Origin of the sequence: Hyphomicrobium sp. DY-1 (assembly GCF_047497105.1) — a bacterium.
Classification (GTDB): domain Bacteria; phylum Pseudomonadota; class Alphaproteobacteria; order Rhizobiales; family Hyphomicrobiaceae; genus Hyphomicrobium_B.
The window spans coordinates 1677835-1702662 of the sequence record NZ_CP134870.1; the positions used below are offsets into that span (position 1 = coordinate 1677835).

Sequence of the window (24828 nt, forward strand, 5' to 3'; positions counted from 1 at the left end):
CCGCCCTCCGTGGCCTGATCCGCGCTGGCGGAAGAGGTCAGGGGTGGCGGCCCGTCTAACAGATCGGATTGTATGGGTGCCTGACGCCGCTCGGCGTCAGGCGTTATTTATTAGCCGCGGAAGAGCGACAGGATGTTCTGGCTCGACTGGTTAGCGATGCTCAGTGCCTGAACACCGAGCTGCTGCTTGACCTGCAATGCCTGCAACTTTGTCGATTCCTGATTCATGTCAGCGTCCACCAACTGAGAGATACCGGTGGTGATCGAGTCCATCAGCGACGATACGAAGTCGGTCTGCAGATCGATACGCTTCTGCGCCGAGCCAAGGTTCGTAGCTGCCGTCGTCATGGACTGATAGGCAGCGTCGACGCCGGCGATGTAGCCGTTCAAGGTCGCCTGATCGGTCGGGCTGTCGGTCAGCGAGCTAATGTCGATGTTCATAACCGACGTACCACCCGTCGTCACAACGGCGCCCGTAGACGAACGCTGCGAGTCGAGGATGCCGCCCGCGCCAGAAGCGGTCGAGCTATCGAACAGGATTGACGTCGAAGTATCGACGCTGATTGTTCCGATAGAAACACTGCCGTCCGAGGCACGAGAGAACGACGAAACGATCGTCTTTGTCGCGCTGTAGCCAGAGCTCGACGAATCGACCGAAACCCAGTTCTCGCCCGAGAAGCTTGCTGAGGAAGCGATGCCCTTCAGCTGATCCTGGAGCTGCGTGATTTCCGATTGAATCTTCGTGCGGTCAACGCCCGGCGATGCGGCCGCAACGAGTTTGTCTTTGATCTGGCCGACGAGATCGATCGACTGGTTGATCGCGTTGTAGGCGACGTCAACAGTGCCCTTGCCAAGGCCGAGCGCGTCCTGCACGGTCGAGAGTGCCGAGTTGTCCGACTTCATCGTGGTCGCAATCGACCAATATGCTGCGTTATCCGAAGCGCTCGCGACCTTCAGGCCGGTCGAAATCGCGTTCTGCGTCGTCAGCAAATCTTTGGAAGTCTGCCGCAGCGACTGCAATGCAGTCATTGCGGAAATGTTGGTATTGATACTGCTCATGCCCATGTCCCTTGTCCTTTTACTCAGCACAAAACGCTACTGGGGACATACCGGATCTACCGGCTTGACAGATCGGCGTCATGCCTATGGCGCGTGTTCGCTGCCACCCTGTCATCGGCAAGATTGATAGACGAGAGTCGTTTCCTAATGGTTAATTTTGACGGTTAGAATGTTAATTATTTTGCTCGGAGGCGGATTCTTAATGACGCACGTCATCGAGCTAAGTGAATGATTTCACAAGTGCTCCGACGAGCAAGCTCCATCCGTCGACCAGCACGAAGAACAGCACCTTCAGCGGCAACGCGACGACGGTCGGCGGCATCATCATCATACCCATTGCGGTCATGATCGTAGCCACTACCAGATCTATGACGAGAAACGGCAGCGTCACCAAAAAGCCGATCTCAAACCCTCGGCGCAACTCGGAGACCATGAACGCAGGTATGAGCACGCGCAGGTCATCGGGACCCGCCTTGTTCTGCTCCCCGAAGCGTTCTGCAGACATCTGTTCGAACAGCGCGAGATCCTTGTCGCGCACATTCGCCTTCATGAACGTCCGGAAGGGCGCCGTCGTTCGCACGTAGCCATCCTGCTGGCTGATCTTGTTCTCGACCATTGGTTTGACGCCATTATCCCAGGCGTCCTGGAAGGTCGGGGCCATGACGAACAGCGTCATGAAGAGTGCGAGGCTGACGAGAATCATATTGTTCGGCGTCGTTTGCAGCCCAAGACCGGCGCGGAGGAATGAGAAGGCAATCAGGAATCTCGCGAACGATGTCACCATCATCAGCAAGCCGGGCGCGACCGACAGGACGGTCATCACGACAAGAAGCTGAACGATGCGGCCGGAAACGCTGGCGTCTCCCGCGGGAAAAAGCGTCTGGAGATCGATTGCCTGCGCGGCAGCCACGCTCGAAGACGCTGCCAAAAGGATCAGCGCGCACAGAATTTTCTTGATCATTCGAGCACCAATCCACCTATCAGAAGGCCCAGAATGGCGCCTCGGCCGCGGACACGTGCGCGATCATCAAGTTGCTCTCGCAAGTTCTGGAAGCCACGCACGCCCTGGATGTCGGCAAGTGAAAGGCCCTTCAGGTAGGCGATCACGTCTTCGCGGACCTCGCCGAGCAACGTCGTCGTTTGGGGCGTGCCGTGGACGACGATAATGGAGACATCGAGCCTGGCGCGGACAGCAGGCTCCGAATTCAAATCCGTAATGACCGACGGTATGGCCAGCTCTATGGCGTCGCCCGGGAACCGCCCAGCGGTTGGTCCGGCCGGCGGCGGCGCTCTATCGGTTGGCCCAGAATTCTGAGGCGCAACGTCGGGCATTAGAAGGTAGCCGTAAGCGCCGCCGCCGCCGGCGCCGAGAACGATCGCGATAAGTGCCGCTATCACGAAGCCGCCGATGCCACCACCCGCGTTCGACTCGTCCTTTTTTCGCTTATCTTTTGCCACCTGGCTCTCTCCGCCGACCCGAGCCTTAGAAGGGCGAAAGATTATCGAGAATCTGCTGGCCGTAGGCGGGCTGCTGAATTTCCATGACACGGCCGCGGCCGCCATATGAAATTCGCGCTTCAGCAATTTTCTCGTAGGAGATCGTATTGTCGGTCGCGATGTCTCGTGGCCGAATGACGCCCTGCACATTCAGGACGCGTAATTCGAAGTTGACCCGCACTTCCTGCGAACCGCTGACGACGAGATTGCCGTTCGGCAACACCTGACTGACGACGGCGCCGACAAGAAGATTGATGTTTTCAGAGCGGTCGATGGAGCCTTTCGAGTCCGTCGCTGTGGTGCGATCGAGATTGCCATCGAGGCTGCCCGATCCGGTCGGTCCCGGTGCGCCGAAGCCAAAATTGAAATCTGCCGATGATTTCAGCCCAACGCTCGAATCACGTGAACGATTCAAATTGTTATCCAGCGACGCCTTATCGTTGATCTGGATTTTGACAGTGACGACGTCGCCGACCTTGAGGGCGCGTGCATCGCGAAAGAGGTCGGCGCCGGAATCCTGCCAGGTGGAGTTACCCGAATGATAGGCAACAGGTGTCACGGGAAGATTGACGTGCGCCGCCTGACCGGGAGCCAAGCCGCTTCCCATCGGGGACATTGCAGGTGCCTGCGAGACCTCACGCAATTGGTCTATGGCACACGCGCCTAGCAGTAACGACAGCGACGCAGTCGCTGGAGCCACCCATCGAAATCTATTGCTGGGCATTGGCCTTGTGCTCCGGCTGAATTGCGAGTTCGCCGGCACCGGCGATAACAGCGGAGAGACGCGCCGCCTTCGCGACTTCCATCTCAGCTAGAATGGGGCTCGAAACTTTCGGTGCCAGCTTCGAAATGATTGCTGCGGATGTCATCTCGTCCATCGCCGCGAGCTGTCCCGCGGCGGCGTCCGGTTTCATCCGGCTGTAGATTTCAACGAGCGCGTCTGTAGCGTGCGCGACGAAATCCTCGCGCAGCTTCATCCAGCTTTTCAGGACCTCGGCCTTCGCATTGAGAAGCGCGATCCGGGCGTTAATTTCCTTCTGCGCCTTTTGAAGACCACGCGTCTGCTGTGCGATTTGGGCGGCCGACGTCGCATCGAGAATATTCGAGCAATACTGCTGCGCGGGGCTCAACTGCTGTTTGGTCGTCGGCGGGAGCGGCAGTGCGTCCACATCTGCGGCTTCGGATTTCTGAGCGCCTTCCGGCTTGGTGTCGTCTACCGCGATGCGGAATGAATAAGCGATCGGAGGCGTTTGCTCCGCATTCTGGCGAAGCTCGAATGCGCGCTCCCTGAGATCGACGGGCGGACCAACCAGCGGATTGTGGATGCTTTCGGCCACTACCGGGATTGCGGTGGCTATGACAAGCAAACCGCCAGCCAACCACGCCACGCCGCCGCGTTCGAGAAGTTTGCGAGCGATCAGAGATCTCATTGCACCACCAGTTCAGCTTGCAATGCGCCTGCCGTCTTCATGGCCTGCAGAATTGCGATGATCCCGATGGGCTTCAGCCCCATCTTATTCAGTGCGCTTACCAGCTCACGCAGATTAGCCCCCTGGAGCGTTGCGACCGTGCCGCCCGCTTCATTGACGTCAACCTGCGTATTGGGAACGACGACGGTCTGTCCACCTTGCGAGAACGGTAGCGGCTGGGACACTTGCGGTGTTTCGGTGACGCGAACAGTTATATTTCCGTGCGCGACGGCGACGGTCGAAATCTTCACTTCGCTGCCGATTACGATAGTTCCGGTTCGTTCGTCGATTACGACGCGCGCGGTCTGATCGGGATCGACTTCAAGTTCACCGAGTTCGGCCACCAGACGCGACGACAGGATATTCCGCGGTTTGCGTATCATCACGCTCTGCCAGTCGCGGGCGCGTGCGATCGGCATGCCGAAACGTTCTTTTGCGAAATCGTTGATAACGTCCATGACGCGCACGGCAGTCGTGAAGTCCGGATTGCGCAACTCGAACTCGAGCGGCATGCTTTCATCAAATGCGCCGGGGGCGTCTTGCTCAACAATCGCACCGTTGGGAATACGGCCGCGCGTCGGAATGCCGGACGTGATCGATTCCGCGGCGCCCTTCGCCAGATATCCCGAAATGGTGATCGGGCCCTGCGCAGCAGCGTAGATTTTTTGATCGGCGCCGGCAAGCGAGGTTAGAACCAGTGCGCCGCCAGCCAGAGATTTGGCATCGCCAATCGACGAGACCGTCACGTCGAAGCGTGATCCCTTCGAGGCGAACGGCGGAAGCTCAGCTGTTACCATAACCGCCGCGACGTTCCTCGTCCGCGGTTCGTATTGCGAGCCGCGAATATTCACTCCCATGCGATCGAGCATGGCCTGCACGGATTGCTGCGTGAAGGGCGAGTTACGGAGCGTATCGCCGGTTCCATTCAAGCCGACGACCAGACCATATCCGACGAGCTGGTTGGCGCGGATGCCTTTGAGATCAGTGATATCCTTGATCCGCGTAGCACCGGCACAGGCCGTCGCGGCAAGAAAATAAACCAGCGCGACAATCACCAATCTCATTGGTCATTCACCGCCAAGGTCTGATCAGGTTCGATACGCGCCTTGATGATGACGCCCGACTCGGGATTGCGGACATTGATAATTTCGCCGGCCGCACCCGACTGCAACGGAACACCGACGCCGACGATCGAGACGTATTTCGAATTGTAGACGAGCTTGTAGGTGCGGCCTTGCTTCACGAGATCTTCGGCGCGGATCGCCATCTCGGGGATGAGTTCGCCTGGCAGCAACGTGCGCCGTGCGATCCGGCCCAGCAGATCCTCTTCGCGCTCTCCAAAGACAGGCGGATTGCCGGGGTCGACGATCAGCTGACGCTCGATAAGATTCGTATCCGTTATCCGGTCGCCGGGATAAATGACGGCGCGCGGCACAAATATGGTTCGGCCGGGATCCTCCGCGCGCGCGTTGGACGCAAATGCGCACGCGGCGAGCAGCGTAAGTCCGAGCTGAACTGTCTTTTGTGTTTTGCGCCAAACGGACATCACCGAATGTCCTTCGTTATCACGTTATACATATCGTCGGCAGCCGAAATGACTTTGGAATTCATTTCATAGGCGCGCTGCGCGGTGATCAGCTCGGTGATTTCTTTGACGGGATCGACGTTCGAGCTTTCGAGGTAACCCTGCTGGATCGTACCGAAGCCCGTGTCACCCGGGGTGCCGAGAACTGGCGCACCGGACGCTTCCGTTTCCTGAAAGAGATTGCCGCCGAGTGGCGCGAGGCCGGTTTCGTTCGCGAAATTGGCGATCGCGAATTGCCCGAGGAGCTGCTGCGTTCCGCCGACAGTCGCATACACCTGGCCAACCGCGTTGACGGTGATGTCGGTCGCATTTTGCGGCACGGTGATATTTGGAATGACCAGGTTGCCGTCGAGCGTGATGAGCTGGCCGGTGTTGCTACGGTTGAACGCGCCGTCACGCGTATACAGGATTTCGTTGTTCTCGCCTTGGACCTGGAAGTAGCCACGACCGCTCAACGCGAGATCGTAATGGTTGTTGGTCGACGCAAGCGGACCCTGCGCAGAGAGATTGCGAATGGCGACCGTGCGGACGCCCAATCCGAGCGTGTTGCCTTCCGGGATAATAGTGTCGTCGTCACGGGCAAGCGTGCCTGCGGGGCGGTCGCTTTGGTAAAGCAAATCCGCAAACTCCGCACGCGAGCGTTTGAAGCCCGTCGTGTTGATATTGGCGACGTTGTTGGCGATCACCTCAACGTTCGTCTGCTGGGCAGACATGCCGGTCGCTGCAATCGAAAGTGCTCGCATAGCTTATATCCCTCAGATCTGCATCCGGCTGATTTCTTGGTATGCCGCAACGACCTTGTCGCGAACTGCAACGACGGTCCGAAGCGCCTGGTCTGCCTGCATTACGGCTTGCACCACTTGCTGCAGCGGTGCCTTGCCCTGCATGCCCGCAATCGCGGTCGTCTCACCCGTCTTGACGGTCGAAATCGCATCAGCGGCCATCGACGCCATGGTCTGGGCGAAGTCGTTTTCGGGAACAGCCTGAGTCGCCGTTGTCGGCGTCGTTCCTGCTATTGGCTTCGAGCCCGTAACGCGGCTGATATCGGGCGACAGCATTGCAACGTTCAGGCTCATTAGGACCTCAGAAGATCAATGGTCATCGAGACGATTTCGCGAACCTGCTTGATGACTTGAGTGTTGGCGGTATAGGAGCGCGAGGCTTCGCGCATGTCGGCGAGCTCGGTCATCATGTCGACGTTGGGCATCTTTACGTAGCCCTTGGCGTCGGCTGCGGGATGGCCGGGCATATATTCGGTACGGAACGGAGCCTGATCGCGCGAAACATCTTCCACCTGTACGAGGTCGGTACCGCTCGCTTCGTCGGCGACCGATTCGAAGTTAACAGTCTTGCGCTGATAGGGATCGGCGCCAGCCGTCTTGCCGGTCGAGTCGGCGTTGGCGATGTTCTCCGACACGACACGCATGCGCGTCGATTGCGCGAAGAGACCGTTCGACGCGGCTCTCGTTGCGGCTATGAGCGGATCATTCATCGTTTAGCCTTTCGTCACAGATTGCAGCATGCGATCGAATGTTTTCATGATCTGGGTGTTGAGCGAGTAGCTGCGCATGACGTCGTTAGATTTCAGGAACTCCTGTTCCATATTGACGTCATTGCCGGAAACCAGAACCTCCGCCTGACCGTCGCCGTTGTCCTGATTGCTGATGGCGTCGAATTCGGGCGAGGAGAAATGCTGCGGGCTCGTTGCGGCCATCGGCACGGAGGTGCGCATTGCGGCATCGAAGCTTTCGACGTCCTTGGCTTTGTAGCCGGGCGTATTGGCATTGGCGATGTTCGATGAAATGACCGATTGGCGCTGCGCAAGCCACTCGTTCTGACGGAATGCGAGATTGAAGAGTTGCATCGGCTGCATGATCAAATCCTGGATAGCTCGTTATCTTTGTGCACGCGCTCGCTTGCGTAAGACTGGACAGAGCTCGAAACGTGCGACGTGCCAAAATGCGAACGTCAATTGAGACGGGCTTCGCCCAGGGCCTCATGAAGCCTGATTGTATTTTGGCTCGGGCCGACGGTATCACCTTCAAACGCTATGTACGTAATTTCGACGGCGGCCTCTTTGGCCTCCAGCATCAGGCGAAAATAGACGTGAACGGACTGATGGTGGAATTCCATATCGAGACAGACGCGCGGCAGGACGCCCCATTCCAGATAGACGTCGCCAGCGTGGCCGAAGCTCAGCGTTTCAGGCTTGAACGATAACTCGATCGACGATTGAACGAGCGAACCCACGCTCGCGATCTGCCCAGTCTTCAAATAACTGACGAGATCCGGCAGGTCGATCAATCGGAGATCGGTCGCCACGCTCCGAATGCTGTCACCGAGAATCTTCTCACGAACCTGCGAATGATCGATGCGTATTGGAATCATCGACTGCTTTTCCCTTAGGCGCGAATGGTGCCCGCTCCATTCTTCCTGGCCTGGAGGCGAAGAAGAATTTGTGCAACCGCTTTGTAGAATTCGACGGGGATCATTTGATCCACTTCCACTTTTGCATACAGGGACCTTGCGAGAGCCTTGTCTTCTATGACTGGAATGTCATTTTCTTCAGCGATCCGACGAATTGACAAGGCAATAAGATCTTGTCCCTTCGCAACGACTCGCGGCGCACCGCCTTCTGAACGCACGTAACGAAGCGCGACGGCGAAATGCGTTGGATTCGCGATGACAAGAGTTGCGCGCGGGACGGACGACATCATTCGCTGTCGCAGGCGTGAACGAGCGATGGACAGGCGTTTTGCCTTGATATGTGGATCACCCTCCGCCTGTTTGCGCTCGTCTTTGACCTGTTGCGGCGCCATTCGCAGGGATCGCCGCCAAAGAATTTGAGCGACGGGATAATCGAAGATCAGAAGCGCAAACGACATCAGCGCAAGAGCGATCAGGAGGATAACGATGCTCTGTTGCGATAATTCCAATATAGCCGCCGGATCGTGCCAGATCGAATTCGTGAAGTCATGCCACAGATACATCAGGATGGCGCTGGTTATGATCGTGACGACGGACAATCGCAGCGAGAGCTTCAGAAACTCGACAAAACCGGAGGCGCTAAACAGGCGCTTGAAGCCTTTTGCCGGCGACAATCGGGAAATGTCCGGCATCACGCGCTTAAATATTAGTGCCGGCGTATTCTGAGCCACGGACGCGATCACGCCTGCCGCCGTGAATGTCAAAATGATCGGAGCGGTGATCGTCGCGGCTGTTTTTCCGACGACGTCGAAAAGCAAACCGAGATCGCCCCCGTTCTCGATGCGAATCGAGCCGGCATTAGCAAGCAACCCGCGCAACAGATCAGTGAAGTGAATAATGAACGTCTGGCCGAGCACGGCGATGACGAGAAGCGCACCAAGCAAGTAGGTAAAGTTCGTGGCTTCCCGCGACATGGGAACGTTGCCGTCGCCGCGCGCATCGTTCAGCCGTTTGTCAGTCGCTTCTTCTGTACGACTGTCTTTATCCTGTTCTTCGGCCACGGGCTCGTTCCCTCATTGGCCGATCTAGGCGGCCGCTCCGGAGATATCGATCAAACCATCGCCGGCGAGACGCAGAACCGAATCGACAATCGTCCGGCGCGCGTCGACGATATCGCGGGGAGGTACGTTTGCCGGGCTTTGCAATTCCGCTTCCGCCATACGGCGCGCGCGCGGCGCCAGGGCGGAGAGAACTTTGGTCTGCAGCTCTGCGTCGGTCCCCTGTAGCGCAAGGACCGTCCGCTCGACTGGAATGCCATCCATAAGAACTGTGAGCGCACGTGCAGGAAGCCGCAGCAGATCTTCGAACTTGAAGAGCATCTTGCGGATGGCTTCCGCGTCTTTGGGCTTGACGCTTGCCAGATATTCAAGCGCTTGGATCGACTCCTCTTTATCCATATTGTTGAGGATGCCGGCCAGCGAGACGTATTTGTCCGACGAGCGGCGATCGACGTCGAACAGCTCATCATGCAAGCCGCTCTCCAGCGCCTCGACGACTTGCGGCGAGATCTGGCCCATGCCCAGGATGCGGTTCAGCAAGTCATTGCGCTTGCCGACGGGGAACGATTTCAAAAGCGCAGACGCGCGTTCGCTGCCGAGGCGATCGAGATAGTAGGCGGCAACTTGCGGAGATTGATTCTGGAAGTGTCCAGCGATGATGTCATCGGGGAGCGCCGCCAGCTGAGCCCAGACGTCTTGTCGTGCGATGAACTGGTCGCTTGCATCACCGGACGACCTGTTTTCGGAGATGACATCCGTGACCAGGCGTCGGACATCCTCGGCGCGTCCGAGAAACGGTGCACCTTGCCCGAACTGGTTCTCGAATTCCTCAACGATGCCTTCGAGTTCGGCAGCGGTGATGGTCGGCATGATTTCAGCCGAGCGGACGAGAATATTCAGCTCTTCGGGATTGAACTTCTTCAGCAGACCACTGGCGCGCTGCTTGCCGAGTGCAAGAAGAAGAACGCCGACCTTTTCAGGTCCCGACAGGGCTCGCGAGTTTCCGGTTTGCATTGATGACGGGTCTCGCATCGAGCATCAGATACTATTATTTCGCTACGCCTGGAATCGCGCCGACCTGCGTCAGCACCACGCCGAACCGCGATGTTCCTTCGTTCAAAACGACCACCTCGCCGCGCGCGATCAGCCGGCCATTGACCAGAATATCGACGGGGTCGCCGACCATCTTGTCTAGTTTGACGACGGATCCTTTTGTGAGCTTCGCAAGGGTCGCCACCGGCATTTTCGCCGAACCGAGCACCACCTTCATCATGACCGGCAGCCCCATGATCATGGCGCTGTTATTGCCAAAATCCGACGCTGTCGATGGATCTGCCTCCGCCTGCGCGGGCTCGGCGATACCGGCGATTTGCCCGACACCGAATTCGGCAGCACCGGACATCGGCTGCTCGAAGGCGGCTTCTACCCCGTCGGGTGCATTGTCCGATTGGTCGATATCACTCGACATCATGGCAGATGATTTCCTTGCGCTAGCACTTCCGGAGCTGATTTTATGAGTTGAAACATGCCGGAGCCTTGAGGGGTCGACGGATCAGAGGCCATAGAATTCATCAACCGCCTCTCTTTCATGATCGAATTCTTGATCGACGCGGAGGATCAAGCCGTTATCGCGCTTGCCAAGCTCGCACCAGAACAGCGGACTTTCGTCGGCGTCGAGGCGGACGCGAGACATGGATGAGAGTTGAAGCTCGATGACGGAGCCGACTTTGAACTTTTCGACTTCTCCGATCGCGATCGTACGCTCTTCGAGCACGCCATTGAGCCCAATGAAGGCGCGGGCGATCTCTTCGGCAAGTTGCCTCGACCACACTGGATCGTCGTCCGTGTCCGGTCGGCTCGACGCCGGGCTGGCCACTTCTCCGGGGACAGCCGTCACGAGCAAATCGCGAATGGTTTCGAGTGCGGCCTGCGGGATGACGACTGTCACCTGACCTTCGTGGCCGTCATACTCCAGCGCAAGCCGCGCCGCGATGACTGGCGATGACGGGCCGAGGTTGGGTTCGAGCTCAATCTTTTCGACGATGTCGCCGACATCGAAATCGACGTCGGCAAGAATGGAAAAGGCATTCGTCAGTGCCCGCGAGACGCGACGAAATAGAACGCGCAAAACGTTGGCGTCTGTGCGTGTCGGCTTGCGCTTCGGGAGGCCGGTGCGCGGGATGCTTTCGCTGCCCGTCGCGGCCTCGACGAAAAGCAGGCTGATGGCCGGATCGGCGATGAAATATAACCAACTCCGCCATCTCTCGGCTCGAACCACGCCCGCGAATGCGCCAGCCGGAAGCGTGCACGTATCATCGATCGTCGAAGCAAAAAGCTCGATGAGGCGAACGCGCAACGGAATGTGCGAAAGACTGCCGACTTCCTCAGCCATGATGCGCGGCAACTGGCCAAAAATCATTTGCAGGCCGGGAAGACGATCCGGCCGGTTTTGGCCGGCCGAAAGCGCCCGTTCCAGTGATTTTTCAGATTCCCGCAGCGATAGCGTCGCTTCCAACAGCGCGTCATCCGACATGATGGCCGCCCCAAATTTGCGTTTCGACGCAGACAGGCGACCGGCCGATCAGAATGCGGAGCAGTCGCGTGTTCATTACGCCGCCTTTCTGTCCTGGCCTGACGTTGCGCCACCGCCCATCGTCGCGGTCTCGACCTCGTTGATCGTCGGACGTTCGTACGCGGAGATCGCCTTACGACCGTGCTCGATCGCGACCTGGGGCATGGCTCCGTTCATGAACGCTAGGAGCGACTGCTTGACGATGACGTAAGACCGCAACTTCTTATCGCGAATGATCTTCACCTTCGTCGCCAGCGGTCCGACGACCGCATACGAAAAGAAGATGCCGGCGAACGTGCCGACCAGAGCGGACGCAATGAGGTGTCCGAGAATTTCCGGAGACTGGTCGATTGCGCCCATCGCCTTCACGACACCCAGGACGGCCGCGACGATGCCGAGCGCCGGCAAGCCATCGCCGACTGCGACGAGCGCGTGATAGGCCTTCATCTTGTCGTGACGTACCGTCTCGATCTCTTCATCCATCAGGGCTTCGATTTCGTGCGTACGCGCGTTGCCCATGATGATGAGACGAAAATAATCGCAGATGAAAGTCGTCAATTCTTCGTTGGCAAGCACCGTCGGCGCACGTTTGAAAACTTCAGACTCGTTCGGCGCATCGATAATCATTTCCATTTCGGCGCGCGATTTATCGCGCAGCTCGCGCATCATGAAGAAGAGCAGGGCGAGAACCTCAATGTTCTCGTCTTTGGTCGGCGTGCTGCTCTTGAAGGCCTCAATCGTCGCCTTCCCGGCATCCTTGATGACTTTCATAGGATTGGCGACCACGAACGTGCCTAGCGCCGCACCCATGATGATGACGTATTCCCAGGGCTGCCAGATGACCAGCACGTGGCCGCCCATGGCCGCGAAGCCGCCTAGCATACAGGCGAGAGTGATAAACAGGCCGACGATAATGGTCACGTGAGCTTCCCGGAGCGGATTCTAACCGTAGCCATAAGGGGCGCTTTGGCTTGCGTGGGACTTGTCCCTCCGTATCGGGGCGCGCACGTCCTTTGAGTCAGCCCGCCACAAGTTCTTGAGGCTAGCCTTTCCCCAAAGCTGGTCCTGACAGAATCGATTCACGGCATGCAATCCAATATCTACGTCGCTCTTTCTGCCCAGTTGTCGCTGCAGCGGCGCCTCGACACGCTGGCAAATAATGTCGCCAACGTGAATACCGTCGGCTATCGCGGCGAAGAGGTCTCTTTCGAGGAGCTTGTCTCGCAGCCAGGCAAGGACTCTGTGAGCTTCGTCTCGAAAGGCGAAAATCACATATCGACCAAGACAGGCGAAATCACGCAGACCGGCAATCCCCTTGACGTCGCCATCCGTGGCGACTCGTGGCTTGCCATCCAGACACCGAGCGGAGTTGTCTATACGCGCGACGGCCGTATGCAGATGAATAAGGAAGGCGTTTTGACAACACTTGAGGGCTATCCAGTCCTCGATGCGGGTGGTGTTCCGGTTCAGCTCAATCCTGATGACCCGCCGCCGACGATCAACAAGGCCGGCACGATTGAGCAGGCGGGCAACAATCTTGGGGCGCTTGGCCTTTATACGATGCCGCCGGGCGCCCGGCTGACGCGCGCCGAAGGTGTCGCCGTTACTTCCGATATCCAGCCGGTTGCTGAACTCGATTTCCTGCATAACGGCGTGTTGCAAGGCTACGTCGAGAAATCAAACGTCAATCCTATTCTCGAGATGACGCACCTCATCACCCTGCAGCGGAATTTCCAGGGTGTCAGCACCATGCTGAGCGATACCGAAACGTCGCTGACGGATGCCCTGAAGACGATTGCGGGCTCGTGATGAAGCGCCAGGAGCATCATCGGTGAGCGCGAGCGCTGCAACGGCATTCGATCGCTTGGACCTTCTGATGGCAACCGCTGCCGCGCGATCGCCTGCGCATCGCGTTTCCGGCCGCGTGGTTCGTATCAGCACGACGTATCTCGTCGTTGCGGGCCTTTCGAAATTCGTGTCGCTCGGGGATTGCGTATCGATTTCCGGCATCGGCGGCACAATCCTCGCCGAAGTTGCGACGATCGAAAGCCAGACAATCAACGTCACGCCGTTTATCGCCGACCATCGAATCGAACTCGGCGCGCGCGTTACGACGATGTCCGGGCAGCTGTCGCTGTCACCGGATGAATCCTGGCTTGGCCGCACGGTCAATGCGTTGGGCGAGCCCATCGATGACGCCGGTCCGCTCGTTCGCGGGGAGCGTGCTTATGCGGTTCAAGGTTCGCCACCATCGCCGTTGCGTCGGAATAGGTTAGGAACGCCGCTGACGACGGGCGTCAAAGCCATCGACCTTTTCACGCCCATCTGCGCCGGGCAGCGCATCGGCATCTTTGCAGGCTCTGGCGTCGGCAAGTCGACACTGCTTGCGATGTTGAGCCGCGCACCTTCGAGCGACGTCACAGTCCTAGCGCTCGTCGGCGAACGAAGCCGCGAAGTCCGCGATTTTCTTGACGATACGCTCGGCACGACGCGCTCACAGGTGGTCTCAGTCGTCGCGACGTCCGACGAAAGCCCGATGATGCGTCGCCTCGCGCCCAGCGCCGCCATGTGCATCGCCGAATACTACCGCGACCGCGGCAAGACCGTGCTGCTCATCATCGACTCGCTGACACGATACGCGCATGCCATGCGTGAACTGGCGCTGGCCGCCGATGAGCCGCCCGTTGCGCGCGGTTACCCGCCGAGCGTCTTCAGCAATCTGCCGAGGTTACTCGAACGGGCCGGACCGGGCGAAGCCGGCGCCGGAACGATCACAGCCATTTTGTCCGTTCTCGTGGACGGCGATGACCATAACGATCCGATCGCCGACGCGACGCGCGGCATCCTAGACGGGCACATCGTCCTCGATCGCAGCATCGCGAGCCAGGGCAGGCTGCCCGCGCTCGATCCGCTCGCCTCACTTTCGCGCCTCGCGCCGAAGATCAGGACAAAGAACCAGACGCAATTTGTGACGCAATTGATCGAAGTGATTTCGCGCTACGAAGACACCAGAGATCTTCGCGCGATCGGCGGCTATAAGGCGGGTAGCGATTTGACCCTCGACAAAGCCATGGAAATCGTGCCGCGCGTTTACGATGCTATGAAACAATCTCTCGACGAAGATCCTGTCGATGACGTCTATACGTATCTTTCTCAGGTTCTCCAGGGCGGGCAACGGCAGCACACCGCATCGCGCTAAAGTTTTGTTCGCTGCCGGCCAAACAACGTTCTGACCTCGGAGCGCGGCGAGAATGGTAAGTTCAACTGAAAATATCGGCCGCTTGGTCGCGAACGAAGTCCTTCTGCAGGCAGAGAGGCAGCTGCTTCAAAATCGCGACAAATCCGGACAGCAGCCAACGGACAAGCAGCCGACCGCTACTCCCGTGCCAATTTCGCATAACGAGAAGGCGGTTTCTTCAGTCCTGCTGACATTACTCGACGAGCAGCTCGACGCCCGGCTGGCGACCTCAGCGGACGGGTTCCGAACGCAGGCGCCGACACAGCAGCCTGCCGGCGACACGGCAGCAGGAGCGAGGGTCGCGGCGCAATATGCCGAAGCTGACGTCGTATTCAGGCCGGACGTGCCGACCGAGCAACGCCTCCTCCCGACCGATGCGATTAATCAGCAGGTGCTACTGGCTGCGGCTTCGCCTGAATTGCGAATGGCGATGCAAAGCGCGTTCTTTTCCGCGGCCGTACGCGCGCAAACCGAAACCGAAGAAACCACCCGTCGCAAGGGGCGGCGGAGTAGGCCTGAGACAGGCACAAATGGCACCGTTCTTATTCGGATCGGATTGGCAGGCGTCGCCGGTCTCGCCTTGGCAATTTTGCTTGCGGCCGGTTTGGCGCGGTAGCCGCTTCAGCCTTCAAGGTCTCAACCCGTGCGCAACTGGGGTTCGGGCTCGACAAATTTGCGGTCCGAATTGTTCGACCGCTTGTCGTTATCATCGTGATTGCGGCCGGACGGCGGATCGGCCATGTGGGACAGAAGCGATAGCATCACTTGATCGCTACCGATGGGCGACAGCTGCGGTACGCTGACATCGGTAGAAGCCATGCGCAAGATGGACCGCGAGGGGTTGCTTGCCGTCACTGATCCCGACGATGGGACGGCGGCTGATGAACTTGCAATCGCCGAAGCGCTTGCGGCCGCGGCCATGGCGGCAATCCCGGCGCTCGCACCTTGGGCGGCCGGATTTCCCTGGCCAAACCATGCGACCTCCTGGAGGCGCCGCTGCACCAGACCATCCACGACGTTGCCGCCTGCCTTGTTGTATTGCAGGAAGAGTGACCGCGCTTTATCGAGATCGCCGCTGGCAACGGCTTCTCCAAGTCCGCTCTTCGACCAAGCCGTTCCGGCGTTGTATGTCAGCGATGTCAGAGCGGCCTTGCTGCCCTCGTCGAGATTGGGCGCGAACTTATCGACGAATTCCGCGGCTTTTTGCACTTCAGACGAGAAGCGGCGATCGGCTTCAGCCTTGTCGATGACTTCGCCGGCAAAGCGTGCGCGTGTGCCGTAGCCATTCGAATTCTGCGCGTAATCCCACCGGGCTTCCGCGGTATAGCCTTCGAACTGCTTTATGGCATCAAGATAGCTGGGATCGACCATACGGGGATGCTTGCCACGCCGAGCTTGCGGCAAGCTGGTGTCACGACGCGAGCGGGCAAAACAAGCGTTCGCTAGCGACGCGAACGCGCAACGTCTCGCAGTACGCTGGCTTCGAGTTGTACTTCGTCCAGACGATGCTTCAGCACGTCACCGATGCTGATTAGGCCGACGACCTTGCCATCAACAACGACGGGCAAATGCCGAATGCGCCGTTGCGTCATGACATTGGCAACGGCAGCAACGCGATCGTCAGGCGCGCAGGTTACGACCGAACGGGTCATCAAATTGGCTACGCGCATTTGCGGCAGGTCGATGCCGAACTCGTCGATGCCGCGGGCGAGATCTCGTTCCGAGATGATGCCCTGCAAGCCGCCCTTGTCGTCCAGGACCAACATCGCACCGACTTGCTCTTTCCTGAAACTGTGGGCGAGCGCGCGCATCGTGGCGTTTGCCTCGATCGTCTTGATCGCTGATCCCTTCGATTTCAGAATGTCCGAGACCTTCATCTCGTCGCTCCAATCCAATCCTGTAAGGCCGCTGCAATTGCTTGCGTGCAACCGATATATAGCCTCGAGAAGGTCCGCCCGATCCTCAGACGTCAGCGGATCGTGAGGGCTGCGATCGCGCCCCGTCAGCAGGCTCGTCAGATTGTCAATGAGAACCGAGTCCTCGCTGAAGGCCGGGCTCTCACGGCAAAACGCGCTTCGCGTCGTGATGACCGGAAAGTCTGAGGCCTTTGCAGCCTGAGCGCCGCGACGACCGCCCTCGATCACGAGACTGTGCTTGGGATCGCAGCCGAGACTGGAGCGGACCTCGGCGTAAAGCCGGGCGCATTCGCCCTTGCCGCTCTTGTCCCCTGAGACAACAACGTCGAACAGCTGTCGGCCACGATCACCGAACAAAGTCTTCAATAGCCGCTCGGTATCGCGAGGCTCGAGAAGAGAGACGAGAACCAGGCGCAGACCGTCGCCGCGCGCAGCAATGATCAGATCACGGATGCCTGGGCGCGGCTCGACGACCATCGACGACAGCATTTCTCCGAAGACCTTGGAGGCGCGCCGATGCATCGCCTGAATGAGGAGGGTGAAATCCTCGGTCTCAGGCTTTCCGCGGAGGAAAGCGCGCACGTAATGAGCCATGCGGGCCTCACCACTGCCGAGTTTTGCGGTCAGCGCGAACCCTTCACGATCGCACGACCAATCAAATCCGGCCTCGGAAAAGACCTGTGCAAATGCCCTCCTGCGGACGTCTTCCGTTTCAGCGAGAGCACCGTCTGCTCGGATGATGATCGCCTGCAGCGTCATCGTTCAACTATGATCCAATCTCGATTCAAATATGCGTTTCTAGGTATCCCGAGTCACGATGGCCGCCAACGCGACGTAAGGTCTGAGATGCAGCCTTGAGCTTGGCGCAATTGCGCTGCGGCATGGGCGGTCGGCTGACGTTGCAGCGCAACAGCGTTATGTCAGAAGCTCACTGGAAAGCCACGGCAGCGAGCGTCGCAGAGCCGACAGCGTCGATGTTTCAAGCGACGATTTACAGGCCTTTGTCAGATCGCGCGGCAAGGTGCCGAGCTCCAGCCGGCGACTGACCAGCGTTAACGTTCTCTTAAGCTGGGGGCCCGGCAGGGCGGCAGCTCGAATATCGCGATTTTCAAGGGCCGCTTCGGCGATACAGATCGGCGTCGAAATCGCGAAGCCCTTGCCGCGGGCTACCATATCGCTCACACCGAAGGGCGTATCGAATTCCAGCCCCTGTGGAAAATCAATATTGAGACGGCGGAGATAGCGCTCGATGTCGATGCCGGTCTTGGACCGAGCGCTATAACGAATAAAGGGGAGCTTGCCGGCGAGCGCCGCCAGATCTGTGACCGTCCGCGGGATTTTATGCCGCGCCGGCAGCACCAATATATACGGCTCGGTCACGAGTTCGTGACGATCGAAGCCCTCGATGTCGCTCATGTCATCCACGCCAATGAAAAGGTCGAGATTGCGTGTCAGCAGCGCACCGGCATGCGTGGCGGTCAGGCCGGACTGCACCGAGACCTGATCCGCGTGGTTGACCAGAAACGAGGCGATCGGGCCGGTCAGCGCCCGCGACAGACTATCCACGAGGCCGGCGCGAATGAGGGCCAGCCGGCCCTTCGCCGTGTGGCGAATAACGGTTGCGAGCTGACGTGCTTCCGACACCAGCGCCGACGCCCGCTGTCGCATGATCTCACCGGCCGGCGTCAGCGCTAAGGGCCGGACGCTGCGGTCGAAGAGCTTCACGCCCATGCGCGCTTCAAGGTCGGCGACCGCCTGAGATACGGCCGGCTGCGTCAGCGAAAGCTTCTTTGCGGCAAGCGCCATCGAGCGGGCATCACAAACGCCCAGAAATGCTTCAAGAGCGTGAAGATCAAAGGGCAGTCTGTTCGAGCGCGTAGCCATGGCCCGGCAGAATAAGATTTTCTTATATTAACGTCAATCGGCGACTGATTTATAAGAAAACAAGTTGATACGGCGCATCTTCCTAGCGCCGGGATCGTCGAGACAAACCGCAGATACGGCCATGTTCAGCTCAGATCGGTACTCGATTTTTTCCGTCCTTGCGGAGGCGCTGCGCGGCCAGACCGGCTGGAAGCCGGCATGGCGCAAGGCCACCCCGAAGCCTTCCTATGACATCGTCATCGTCGGCGGCGGCGGCCATGGCCTCGCCACTGCATATTACCTCGCGAAGAGGTATGGCAACGCCAACGTCGCCGTCATCGAAAAGGGCTGGATCGGCGGCGGCAACGTCGGCCGCAACACGACGATCGTCCGCTCGAACTATCTGCTGCCAGGCAACATTCCCTTCTACGAGACCAGCATGAAGCTCTGGGAAGGGCTCGAGCAGGATCTCAATTATAACGCCATGGTTTCGCAGCGTGGCGTCCTCAACCTCTACCATTCGGATGCCCAGCGCGATGCTTATGCGCGGCGCGGCAATGCCATGCGCCTGCACGGCGTGGACTCCGAACTTTTGGATCTCGATGCCGTTCGCGCGATGTATCCCTGGCTCAACTACGACAACGCGCGCTTTCCGATTAAAGGCGGTCTCATTCAGCGGCGCGGCGGCACGGTGCGCCATGACGCGGTCGCATGGGGATACGCTCGGGGTGCGGATCGTCTCGGGGTTGACATCATCGAAAATGCGGAAGTCACGGGATTTAGGATCGAGAACGGCAAGATCGGCGGCGTCGAGACGACGCGCGGATTTATCGGCGCGAACAAGGTCGGCTTAGCAGTGGCCGGCAATTCATCGCGCGTAGCCGGTCTTGCGGGAATGGTGCTGCCGATCGAAAGCCACGTGCTGCAAGCCTTCGTCTCGGAAGGCATCAAGCCGTTCATCGACGGCGTCGTTACGTTCGGCGCAGGGCATTTCTATATCAGCCAATCGGACAAGGGCGGCCTGGTCTTCGGCGGCGATATCGACGGTTATAATTCTTATGCGCAGCGGGGTAACCTTCCGGTCGTCGAGGATGTGCTCGAAGGCGGGATGGCGCTGATGCCGCGGATCGGACGCGTACGTCTCCTGCGTTCGTGGGGCGGCATCATGGACATGAGCATGGACGGCTCGCCGATCATCGATCGGACGCCCATCGAAGGCCTCTATTTCAATGGCGGATGGTGCTACGGCGGCTTCAAGGCGACGCCGGCATCTGGACTGTGCTTCGCGCATCTCTTAGCACGCGACGAACCGCATGAGGTTGCGAAAGCCTATCGCCTCGATCGCTTCCGCACCGGCCACATGATCGACGAGAAGGGCATGGGCAATCAGCCCAACCTGCACTGAAGGCGAGCCACCATGCGCATCAAATGTCCCTTTTGCGGCGAACGCGGCAACGATGAATTCTCCTATCTCGGTGACGCGAGCGTCGTCCGCCCAGATCCGGCAGCGCCCGATGCTGCCGACGCATTTTATGCTTTCGCTTACGAACGCCGGAACGTTGCCGGACCGACGCAAGAACTCTGGTATCACGCTGCCGGATGCCATGCGTGGCTGGTCGTCACGCGCGATACGCGCACACACGAAATTTCCGATGTAAAGCCGGCTCAGGACGTCGCTCTCGAACGTCAGAATTCTGCGAGCACCATACCATGACGCAATCGCAAACATTCCGTGTGTCGGGGCTAGGCCTCGTCGACCGGGCCAAGGCGCTTGACTTCACCTTCGACGGTGTTCCCTACACGGGATATGCGGGCGATACGCTGGCGTCGGCGTTGCTCGCCAATGGCATTCGGCTGGTCGGACGGTCGTTTAAATATCATCGCCCGCGCGGTATCCTGACTGCGGGCTCGGAAGAACCCAATGCACTTGTCGAGCTACGCTCCGGTGCGCGTCGCGAGCCGAATACGCGCGCGACCGTTGCCGAGCTTTACGATGGCCTCGAAGCGAAAAGCCAGAACCGCTTTCCGTCACTGTCGTTCGACTTGCTTTCGATCAACGGGCTTCTGTCGCCCGTTTTCTCGGCGGGCTTCTACTATAAGACCTTCATGTGGCCGGCAGCGTTCTGGGAAAAGCTCTATGAGCCGATCATCCGGCGCGCGGCGGGTCTGGGATCTGCCGCAAATGAGCCCGATCCCGACATCTACGACAAGGCGAACGCGTTCTGCGACGTGCTCGTCATCGGCTCGGGTCCAGCGGGATTGATGGCCGCGCTTTCTGCGGCGCGCGCTGGAGCGAAGGTCATCGTCGTCGACGAAAACTTTGCATTGGGCGGCCGCCTTCTCTCTGATGTGCGAGGCATCGATGGCAAAAGCGGTGTCGAATGGGTGAATGCCGTCGTCGCCGAGCTTGCGGCTTCGTCCAGAGTTCGCTTAATGCCGAGAACGACGATTTTCGGTGCTTACGATTCCGGCACGTTTGGTGCTGTCGAGCGGGTGGCGGATCATGTCGCCGTTCCCGCAACGGGCGAGCCGAGGCAGCGCCTTTGGCATATCGTCGCCAAGCAGACGATCGTTGCGCAAGGCTCGACCGAGCGGCCGATCGTGTTCGGCAACAACGATCGGCCGGGCGTGATGCTCGCAAGCGCCGTGCGAAGCTACATCAATCGCTTCGGCGTGGCGCCGGGCCAGACGGCCGTCGTATTCTCGAACAACGACGATGCGGCCAACACAATCGACGATCTCATTCGCGCCGGCATCACCGTTGCAGCACTTGTCGACACGCGCCCCATATTGCCGCCTGAAATCAAGTCGAAGGCGCGCAAGCATGGTGTCCGCATCTTCGAAGGTGCCGCGGTCGCTGACGCTACCGGCGGACAGCGCGTCACCGGCGCACGGATCGTTGCAGCTTACGGGACGTCGCAAACGATCCCTTGCGATCTGATTGCGGCGTCGGGCGGATTCAATCCCAATGTTCAGGTGACGACGCACCTTGGCGGACGCTCCCAATGGCAGGAGAATTTAGCTGCTTTCGTTCCAGGAGCGCTGCCGAAATGGATGACCGTTGCCGGCGCGGCCAATGGTTCTTTCTCGACATCGTCGTGCCTTAACGACGGTGCGCGGGCAGGCGCAGACGCTGCCGCTGCGTGCGGCTTCGCGGCCACTGTCGCTCCCGTTCCCGGGACGGACGATGAACTGACGGAAGTCTCGGCCTTCTGGCATGTCGAAGCGGCCAAGCAAAAGGCGTTCGTCGATCAGCAGAATGACGTGACGGCTGCGGATATCCGCCTTGCCGAGCGCGAAGGCTTCCGCTCAGTTGAGCACCTCAAGCGCTACACGACGCTTGGCATGGCGACCGACCAGGGCAAGACGTCGAATGTTAATGGCCTCGCCATGATGGCAGAGCTGACGAACAAATCGATCCCGGCAACGGGAGCGACATCTGCTCGCCCCCCGTATTCGCCGGTCTCACTCGGTGTTTTTGCCGGCGAGCATCGTGGCAAGCATTTCAAGCCCACGCGGCTCACGCCGTCGCACGACTGGGCGAAGGAGCGTGGTGCGGTTTTCGTCGAAACCGGCATGTGGCTTCGCGCGCAGTATTTTCCCAAGCCCAGCGAACGTGACTGGCTTGAAACGGTCAATCGCGAAGTAAAAACGGTCCGGGGCGGCGTCGGCGTGTGCGACGTGTCGACGCTCGGTAAAATCGAGGTTCACGGAACCGACGCCGGAAAATTTCTGGACCGCGTCTACATCAACATGATGAGCACGCTGGCCGTCGGCAAAGCGCGCTATGGCATGATGCTGCGCGAAGACGGCGTGGCGATGGACGATGGCACCGCTGCACGCTTTGCCGATGATCGCTATTTCATCACGACAACGACGGCCAACGCCATCAAGGTTCTGCAGCATCTCGAACTTTGCCGGCAGTGGCACTGGCCGCACCTTGACGTGCAGCTGTTCCCAGTCAGCGATCAATGGGCGCAATATTCTGTGGCTGGACCACGGGCCCGTGACCTGCTCGCCAAGATCGTCGATGCACCGTTCGACATTTCGAATGCGGCCTTCCCATATATGGCGTGTGCCGAAATTACTGCGCTCGGCGGCATCAAGGCGCGCATCTATCGTCTCTCGTTCTCAGGCGAGCTTGCCTACGAAATCGCAGTTCCGGCGCGGCACGGCGATCTTCTCATGCGCAAGCTCATGTCGGAAGGCGAGGAATTCGGCGCCATTCCATACGGCACCGAAGCGCTTGGCGTCATGCGCATCGAAAAGGGCCACGTCGGCGGCTCGGAACTCAACGGCACAACGACGGCTGCGGATCTCGGCCTCGGCAAGATGGCGTCAACCAAGAAAGACTTTATCGGCCGCGTCTTGGCACAGCGACCAGGATTGGTCGATCCGGATCGCCCGCGCCTGATCGGGTTCAAGCCTGTAGACACTGCCGTGCGATTGCGGGGGGGCGCGCATTTCATCGGCAAAGACGATCAGCCGACTGCGCAAAACGATCAGGGTTATATGACCTCTGTCGCATATTCGCCGATGCTCGGGCATTGGGTCGGGTTGGGGCTTCTTGCGCGTGCCGAAGCTCGCATGGGCGAAATTCTCAAGGCTGTCGATCCGGTGCGGGGTGAAAGCACCCTCGTCCAGGTGGTTCCGGCCGCATTCTACGATGTAGAAGGAGCACGTTTGCGTGTCTGATCTTGCGAACGGCCTTAGGGCGAAACAGCATTCCTCGATCGTTGAACGTTCGGACATTGCCGTCACGCACATCGCCGCCAGACGCGGCATGCTGGCGGGGCTGAACGATGCTGCCCGCGCCGCTTTTGGCGTCGAGTTTCCGTCAACGCCCCGAGTGCTCGAAGCGCGTGGTATAACGATTGTCTGGGCCGGTCCCGAGCAATGGCTGCTGATTGAGCAATTGTCAGGAAGTGGCGATCCGACGGCCCAACATGCGAAAACATTCAATGGGTTTGCGTCGGTCGTTGATGTCAGCGATAGCCGAACGATCTTCGGGATGGACAGTGCCCGTCCATCCGACACGCTCGTTCAGAGCATGGGCATCGACTTCGAAGATACTTCGTTTAAGCCAGGGGACGTTGCGATCACCCACGTCTCGCACCTCGGCGTGACCGTGTGGCGATTGCCGGACGGCAGGGGATATGAATTCGCCTGCGCGCGGACCTATGCAAAGGATTTCCGCAACTGGCTTGACCGGATTTGATCTGACATAGATTTTCCGCAACTCTGTGGCCTGCGTCCTTCAGGCATTGGACATTTTTTTTTCCCGTGGTGGAATAATCTTTCGCGACGTGCGAACCTGTTTCGATATTAAGTCATTTTCAGCCGCCGTCGTCGGCGGAAAGTCTTCATGTCAGAAAAGTCACGCAAAAACTCTGTCGAACTCGCCGAAGCCGAGCCTCTGGCAACGGGTTCGAATGCACCAGGCGCTGCCGAACATACGCTTGAGCAGGCCATCGGACATCAGGTTCGCCACCATCGGAAGCACGCAGGGCTGACCGTTGCCGAACTTGCCGCAGCATCGCAAATCTCGCCGGGAATGCTTTCCAAAATCGAGAACGGCCAGATCTCTCCGTCGCTCAGCACGTTGCAGATGCTGGCCTCAGCGCTGAATGTGCCGTTGACGGTCCTGTTCGCGTCGTTCGAACAGCGCCGCGACTGTTCCTACGTCAAATCAGGTGAAGGTGTCGTCATTCGACGTCGCGGCACAAAGGTGGGTCATCAGTATCAGCTTCTTGGCCATTCGCTTGACGGCCCGGTCGTCATCGAACCCTATCTGATCACGCTTTCGGACGATGCGGCCGCCTATACCGGCTTCCAGCATGAGGGGGTCGAGTTCATTTTTATGCTCTCCGGCGAAGTCGAATACGCGCATGCTGATCGCAGCTATCACTTGGCTCCGGGCGATGCCATTCTCTTCGACAGCGCGGCGCCTCACGGTCCTGCGCGCCTTATCGAGTCGCCTATGACCTACCTGTCGATCATCATCTATCCACGGCCATAATGCCGACGACCGGTACGGTCATAAATTTTCGACATTCCTTTAAAGAAATCTTCTTTCTTCTGAGTTGACAGATTGTCGCCGCACGATTACTGTCTGAGCCATTCCTTCGCGGCCCAGTCAGGAGGC

The 24828-nt window shown here is 59.1% G+C and carries 28 protein-coding genes; 8 read left to right on the forward strand and 20 right to left on the reverse strand.

Features of this window, described 5'->3' with window-relative positions; all coding sequences use genetic code 11:
* Positions 1-110: 110 nt before the first annotated feature.
* The 17 genes from RLW41_RS07920 to motA form a co-directional block, all read right to left on the reverse strand.
* A complete protein-coding gene (locus RLW41_RS07920) occupies positions 111-1064 on the reverse strand; it encodes a flagellin (protein ID WP_409561330.1) in 954 nt (317 codons plus the stop codon).
* Positions 1065-1278: 214 nt separating this feature from the next.
* Positions 1279-2019, reverse strand: a complete 741-nt coding sequence (fliP, locus tag RLW41_RS07925; RefSeq protein WP_409561331.1) for a flagellar type III secretion system pore protein FliP — start codon at positions 2017-2019, stop codon at positions 1279-1281.
* A complete protein-coding gene (locus tag RLW41_RS07930) occupies positions 2016-2516 on the reverse strand; it encodes a flagellar basal body-associated FliL family protein (RefSeq protein WP_414464142.1) in 501 nt (166 codons plus the stop codon). Before RLW41_RS07930 ends, fliP begins: the two co-directional genes overlap by 4 nt.
* Before the next feature lie 25 nt (positions 2517-2541).
* Positions 2542-3279 carry a flagellar basal body L-ring protein FlgH gene (flgH, locus tag RLW41_RS07935; protein WP_409561333.1) on the reverse strand — a complete coding sequence of 246 codons (738 nt, stop codon included), beginning with the start codon at positions 3277-3279 and terminating at the stop codon, positions 2542-2544.
* Positions 3266-3985: a MotE family protein gene (locus RLW41_RS07940; RefSeq protein WP_414464143.1), complete on the reverse strand. Its 720-nt coding sequence runs from the start codon at positions 3983-3985 to the stop codon at positions 3266-3268. The genes flgH and RLW41_RS07940 overlap by 14 nt, the downstream gene beginning before the upstream one ends.
* The gene (locus RLW41_RS07945) at positions 3982-5088 is read right to left on the reverse strand and encodes a flagellar basal body P-ring protein FlgI (protein WP_409561335.1); all 1107 of its coding nucleotides are present in this window, start codon (positions 5086-5088) and stop codon (positions 3982-3984) included. Before RLW41_RS07945 ends, RLW41_RS07940 begins: the two co-directional genes overlap by 4 nt.
* Positions 5085-5570, reverse strand: coding sequence for a flagellar basal body P-ring formation chaperone FlgA (flgA, locus tag RLW41_RS07950; protein WP_414464144.1), 486 nt, complete (start codon positions 5568-5570; stop codon positions 5085-5087). Before flgA ends, RLW41_RS07945 begins: the two co-directional genes overlap by 4 nt.
* Positions 5570-6352: a flagellar basal-body rod protein FlgG gene (gene flgG, locus RLW41_RS07955; protein WP_409561337.1), complete on the reverse strand. Its 783-nt coding sequence runs from the start codon at positions 6350-6352 to the stop codon at positions 5570-5572. The genes flgA and flgG overlap by 1 nt, the downstream gene beginning before the upstream one ends.
* 12 nt (positions 6353-6364) lie before the next feature.
* Positions 6365-6685 carry a flagellar hook-basal body complex protein FliE gene (locus RLW41_RS07960; RefSeq protein WP_414464145.1) on the reverse strand — a complete coding sequence of 107 codons (321 nt, stop codon included), beginning with the start codon at positions 6683-6685 and terminating at the stop codon, positions 6365-6367.
* Positions 6685-7101, reverse strand: coding sequence for a flagellar basal body rod protein FlgC (gene flgC / locus RLW41_RS07965; protein ID WP_013949943.1), 417 nt, complete (start codon positions 7099-7101; stop codon positions 6685-6687). Before flgC ends, RLW41_RS07960 begins: the two co-directional genes overlap by 1 nt.
* A gap of 3 nt (positions 7102-7104) precedes the next feature.
* Complete coding sequence (locus tag RLW41_RS07970) at positions 7105-7482, reverse strand: flagellar basal body protein (RefSeq protein ID WP_409561339.1); 378 nt, start codon at positions 7480-7482, stop codon at positions 7105-7107.
* 95 nt (positions 7483-7577) lie between these two features.
* A complete protein-coding gene (locus RLW41_RS07975) occupies positions 7578-7997 on the reverse strand; it encodes a hypothetical protein (RefSeq protein WP_414464146.1) in 420 nt (139 codons plus the stop codon).
* A gap of 14 nt (positions 7998-8011) precedes the next feature.
* Positions 8012-9097 (reverse strand): flagellar biosynthesis protein FlhB, encoded by a 1086-nt coding sequence (locus RLW41_RS07980; protein ID WP_409561340.1) that lies wholly within the window; start codon positions 9095-9097, stop codon positions 8012-8014.
* 24 nt (positions 9098-9121) lie between these two features.
* Positions 9122-10108, reverse strand: coding sequence for a FliG C-terminal domain-containing protein (locus RLW41_RS07985; RefSeq protein WP_414464147.1), 987 nt, complete (start codon positions 10106-10108; stop codon positions 9122-9124).
* A 34-nt stretch (positions 10109-10142) separates the two neighbouring features.
* Entirely contained in the window at positions 10143-10565 is a 423-nt protein-coding gene (fliN, locus tag RLW41_RS07990) for a flagellar motor switch protein FliN (RefSeq protein ID WP_409561342.1), read from the reverse strand.
* A gap of 81 nt (positions 10566-10646) precedes the next feature.
* Positions 10647-11627 carry a FliM/FliN family flagellar motor switch protein gene (locus RLW41_RS07995; RefSeq protein ID WP_414464148.1) on the reverse strand — a complete coding sequence of 327 codons (981 nt, stop codon included), beginning with the start codon at positions 11625-11627 and terminating at the stop codon, positions 10647-10649.
* A 75-nt stretch (positions 11628-11702) separates the two neighbouring features.
* Positions 11703-12587, reverse strand: a complete 885-nt coding sequence (gene motA / locus RLW41_RS08000; RefSeq protein ID WP_414464149.1) for a flagellar motor stator protein MotA — start codon at positions 12585-12587, stop codon at positions 11703-11705.
* Positions 12588-12752: 165 nt separating this feature from the next.
* Between motA and flgF the strand changes: the two genes are divergently transcribed.
* The 3 genes from flgF to RLW41_RS08015 all read left to right on the forward strand — a co-directional run bounded on the left by flgF (position 12753) and on the right by RLW41_RS08015 (position 15520).
* Entirely contained in the window at positions 12753-13475 is a 723-nt protein-coding gene (gene flgF, locus RLW41_RS08005; protein ID WP_414464150.1) for a flagellar basal-body rod protein FlgF, read from the forward strand.
* Positions 13476-13542: 67 nt separating this feature from the next.
* A complete protein-coding gene (locus RLW41_RS08010; protein ID WP_414464578.1) occupies positions 13543-14865 on the forward strand; it encodes a FliI/YscN family ATPase in 1323 nt (440 codons plus the stop codon).
* A gap of 52 nt (positions 14866-14917) precedes the next feature.
* Positions 14918-15520, forward strand: coding sequence for a hypothetical protein (locus RLW41_RS08015; protein WP_414464151.1), 603 nt, complete (start codon positions 14918-14920; stop codon positions 15518-15520).
* A gap of 20 nt (positions 15521-15540) precedes the next feature.
* Here RLW41_RS08015 and RLW41_RS08020 read toward each other — a convergent pair whose 3' ends face one another.
* From RLW41_RS08020 to RLW41_RS08030, 3 genes are all read right to left on the reverse strand, one after another.
* On the reverse strand, positions 15541-16275 hold the full coding sequence (locus RLW41_RS08020) for a lysozyme (RefSeq protein WP_409561348.1): 735 nt from the start codon (positions 16273-16275) through the stop codon (positions 15541-15543).
* Between the two features lie 71 nt (positions 16276-16346).
* Positions 16347-17579: a CBS domain-containing protein gene (locus RLW41_RS08025; protein WP_414464152.1), complete on the reverse strand. Its 1233-nt coding sequence runs from the start codon at positions 17577-17579 to the stop codon at positions 16347-16349.
* 156 nt (positions 17580-17735) lie between these two features.
* On the reverse strand, positions 17736-18704 hold the full coding sequence (locus RLW41_RS08030) for a LysR family transcriptional regulator (RefSeq protein WP_414464153.1): 969 nt from the start codon (positions 18702-18704) through the stop codon (positions 17736-17738).
* Positions 18705-18825: 121 nt separating this feature from the next.
* Between RLW41_RS08030 and RLW41_RS08035 the strand changes: the two genes are divergently transcribed.
* From RLW41_RS08035 to RLW41_RS08055, 5 genes are all read left to right on the forward strand, one after another.
* Positions 18826-20088 (forward strand): sarcosine oxidase subunit beta family protein, encoded by a 1263-nt coding sequence (locus RLW41_RS08035; RefSeq protein ID WP_414464154.1) that lies wholly within the window; start codon positions 18826-18828, stop codon positions 20086-20088.
* A gap of 12 nt (positions 20089-20100) precedes the next feature.
* On the forward strand, positions 20101-20397 hold the full coding sequence (locus RLW41_RS08040) for a sarcosine oxidase subunit delta (protein WP_414464155.1): 297 nt from the start codon (positions 20101-20103) through the stop codon (positions 20395-20397).
* Positions 20394-23378: a sarcosine oxidase subunit alpha family protein gene (locus tag RLW41_RS08045; protein WP_414464156.1), complete on the forward strand. Its 2985-nt coding sequence runs from the start codon at positions 20394-20396 to the stop codon at positions 23376-23378. Before RLW41_RS08040 ends, RLW41_RS08045 begins: the two co-directional genes overlap by 4 nt.
* Positions 23371-23901 carry a sarcosine oxidase subunit gamma gene (locus tag RLW41_RS08050; protein WP_414464157.1) on the forward strand — a complete coding sequence of 177 codons (531 nt, stop codon included), beginning with the start codon at positions 23371-23373 and terminating at the stop codon, positions 23899-23901. The genes RLW41_RS08045 and RLW41_RS08050 overlap by 8 nt, the downstream gene beginning before the upstream one ends.
* A 147-nt stretch (positions 23902-24048) precedes the next feature.
* Positions 24049-24702, forward strand: a complete 654-nt coding sequence (locus RLW41_RS08055; protein ID WP_409561355.1) for a helix-turn-helix domain-containing protein — start codon at positions 24049-24051, stop codon at positions 24700-24702.
* Positions 24703-24828 lie beyond the last annotated feature (126 nt).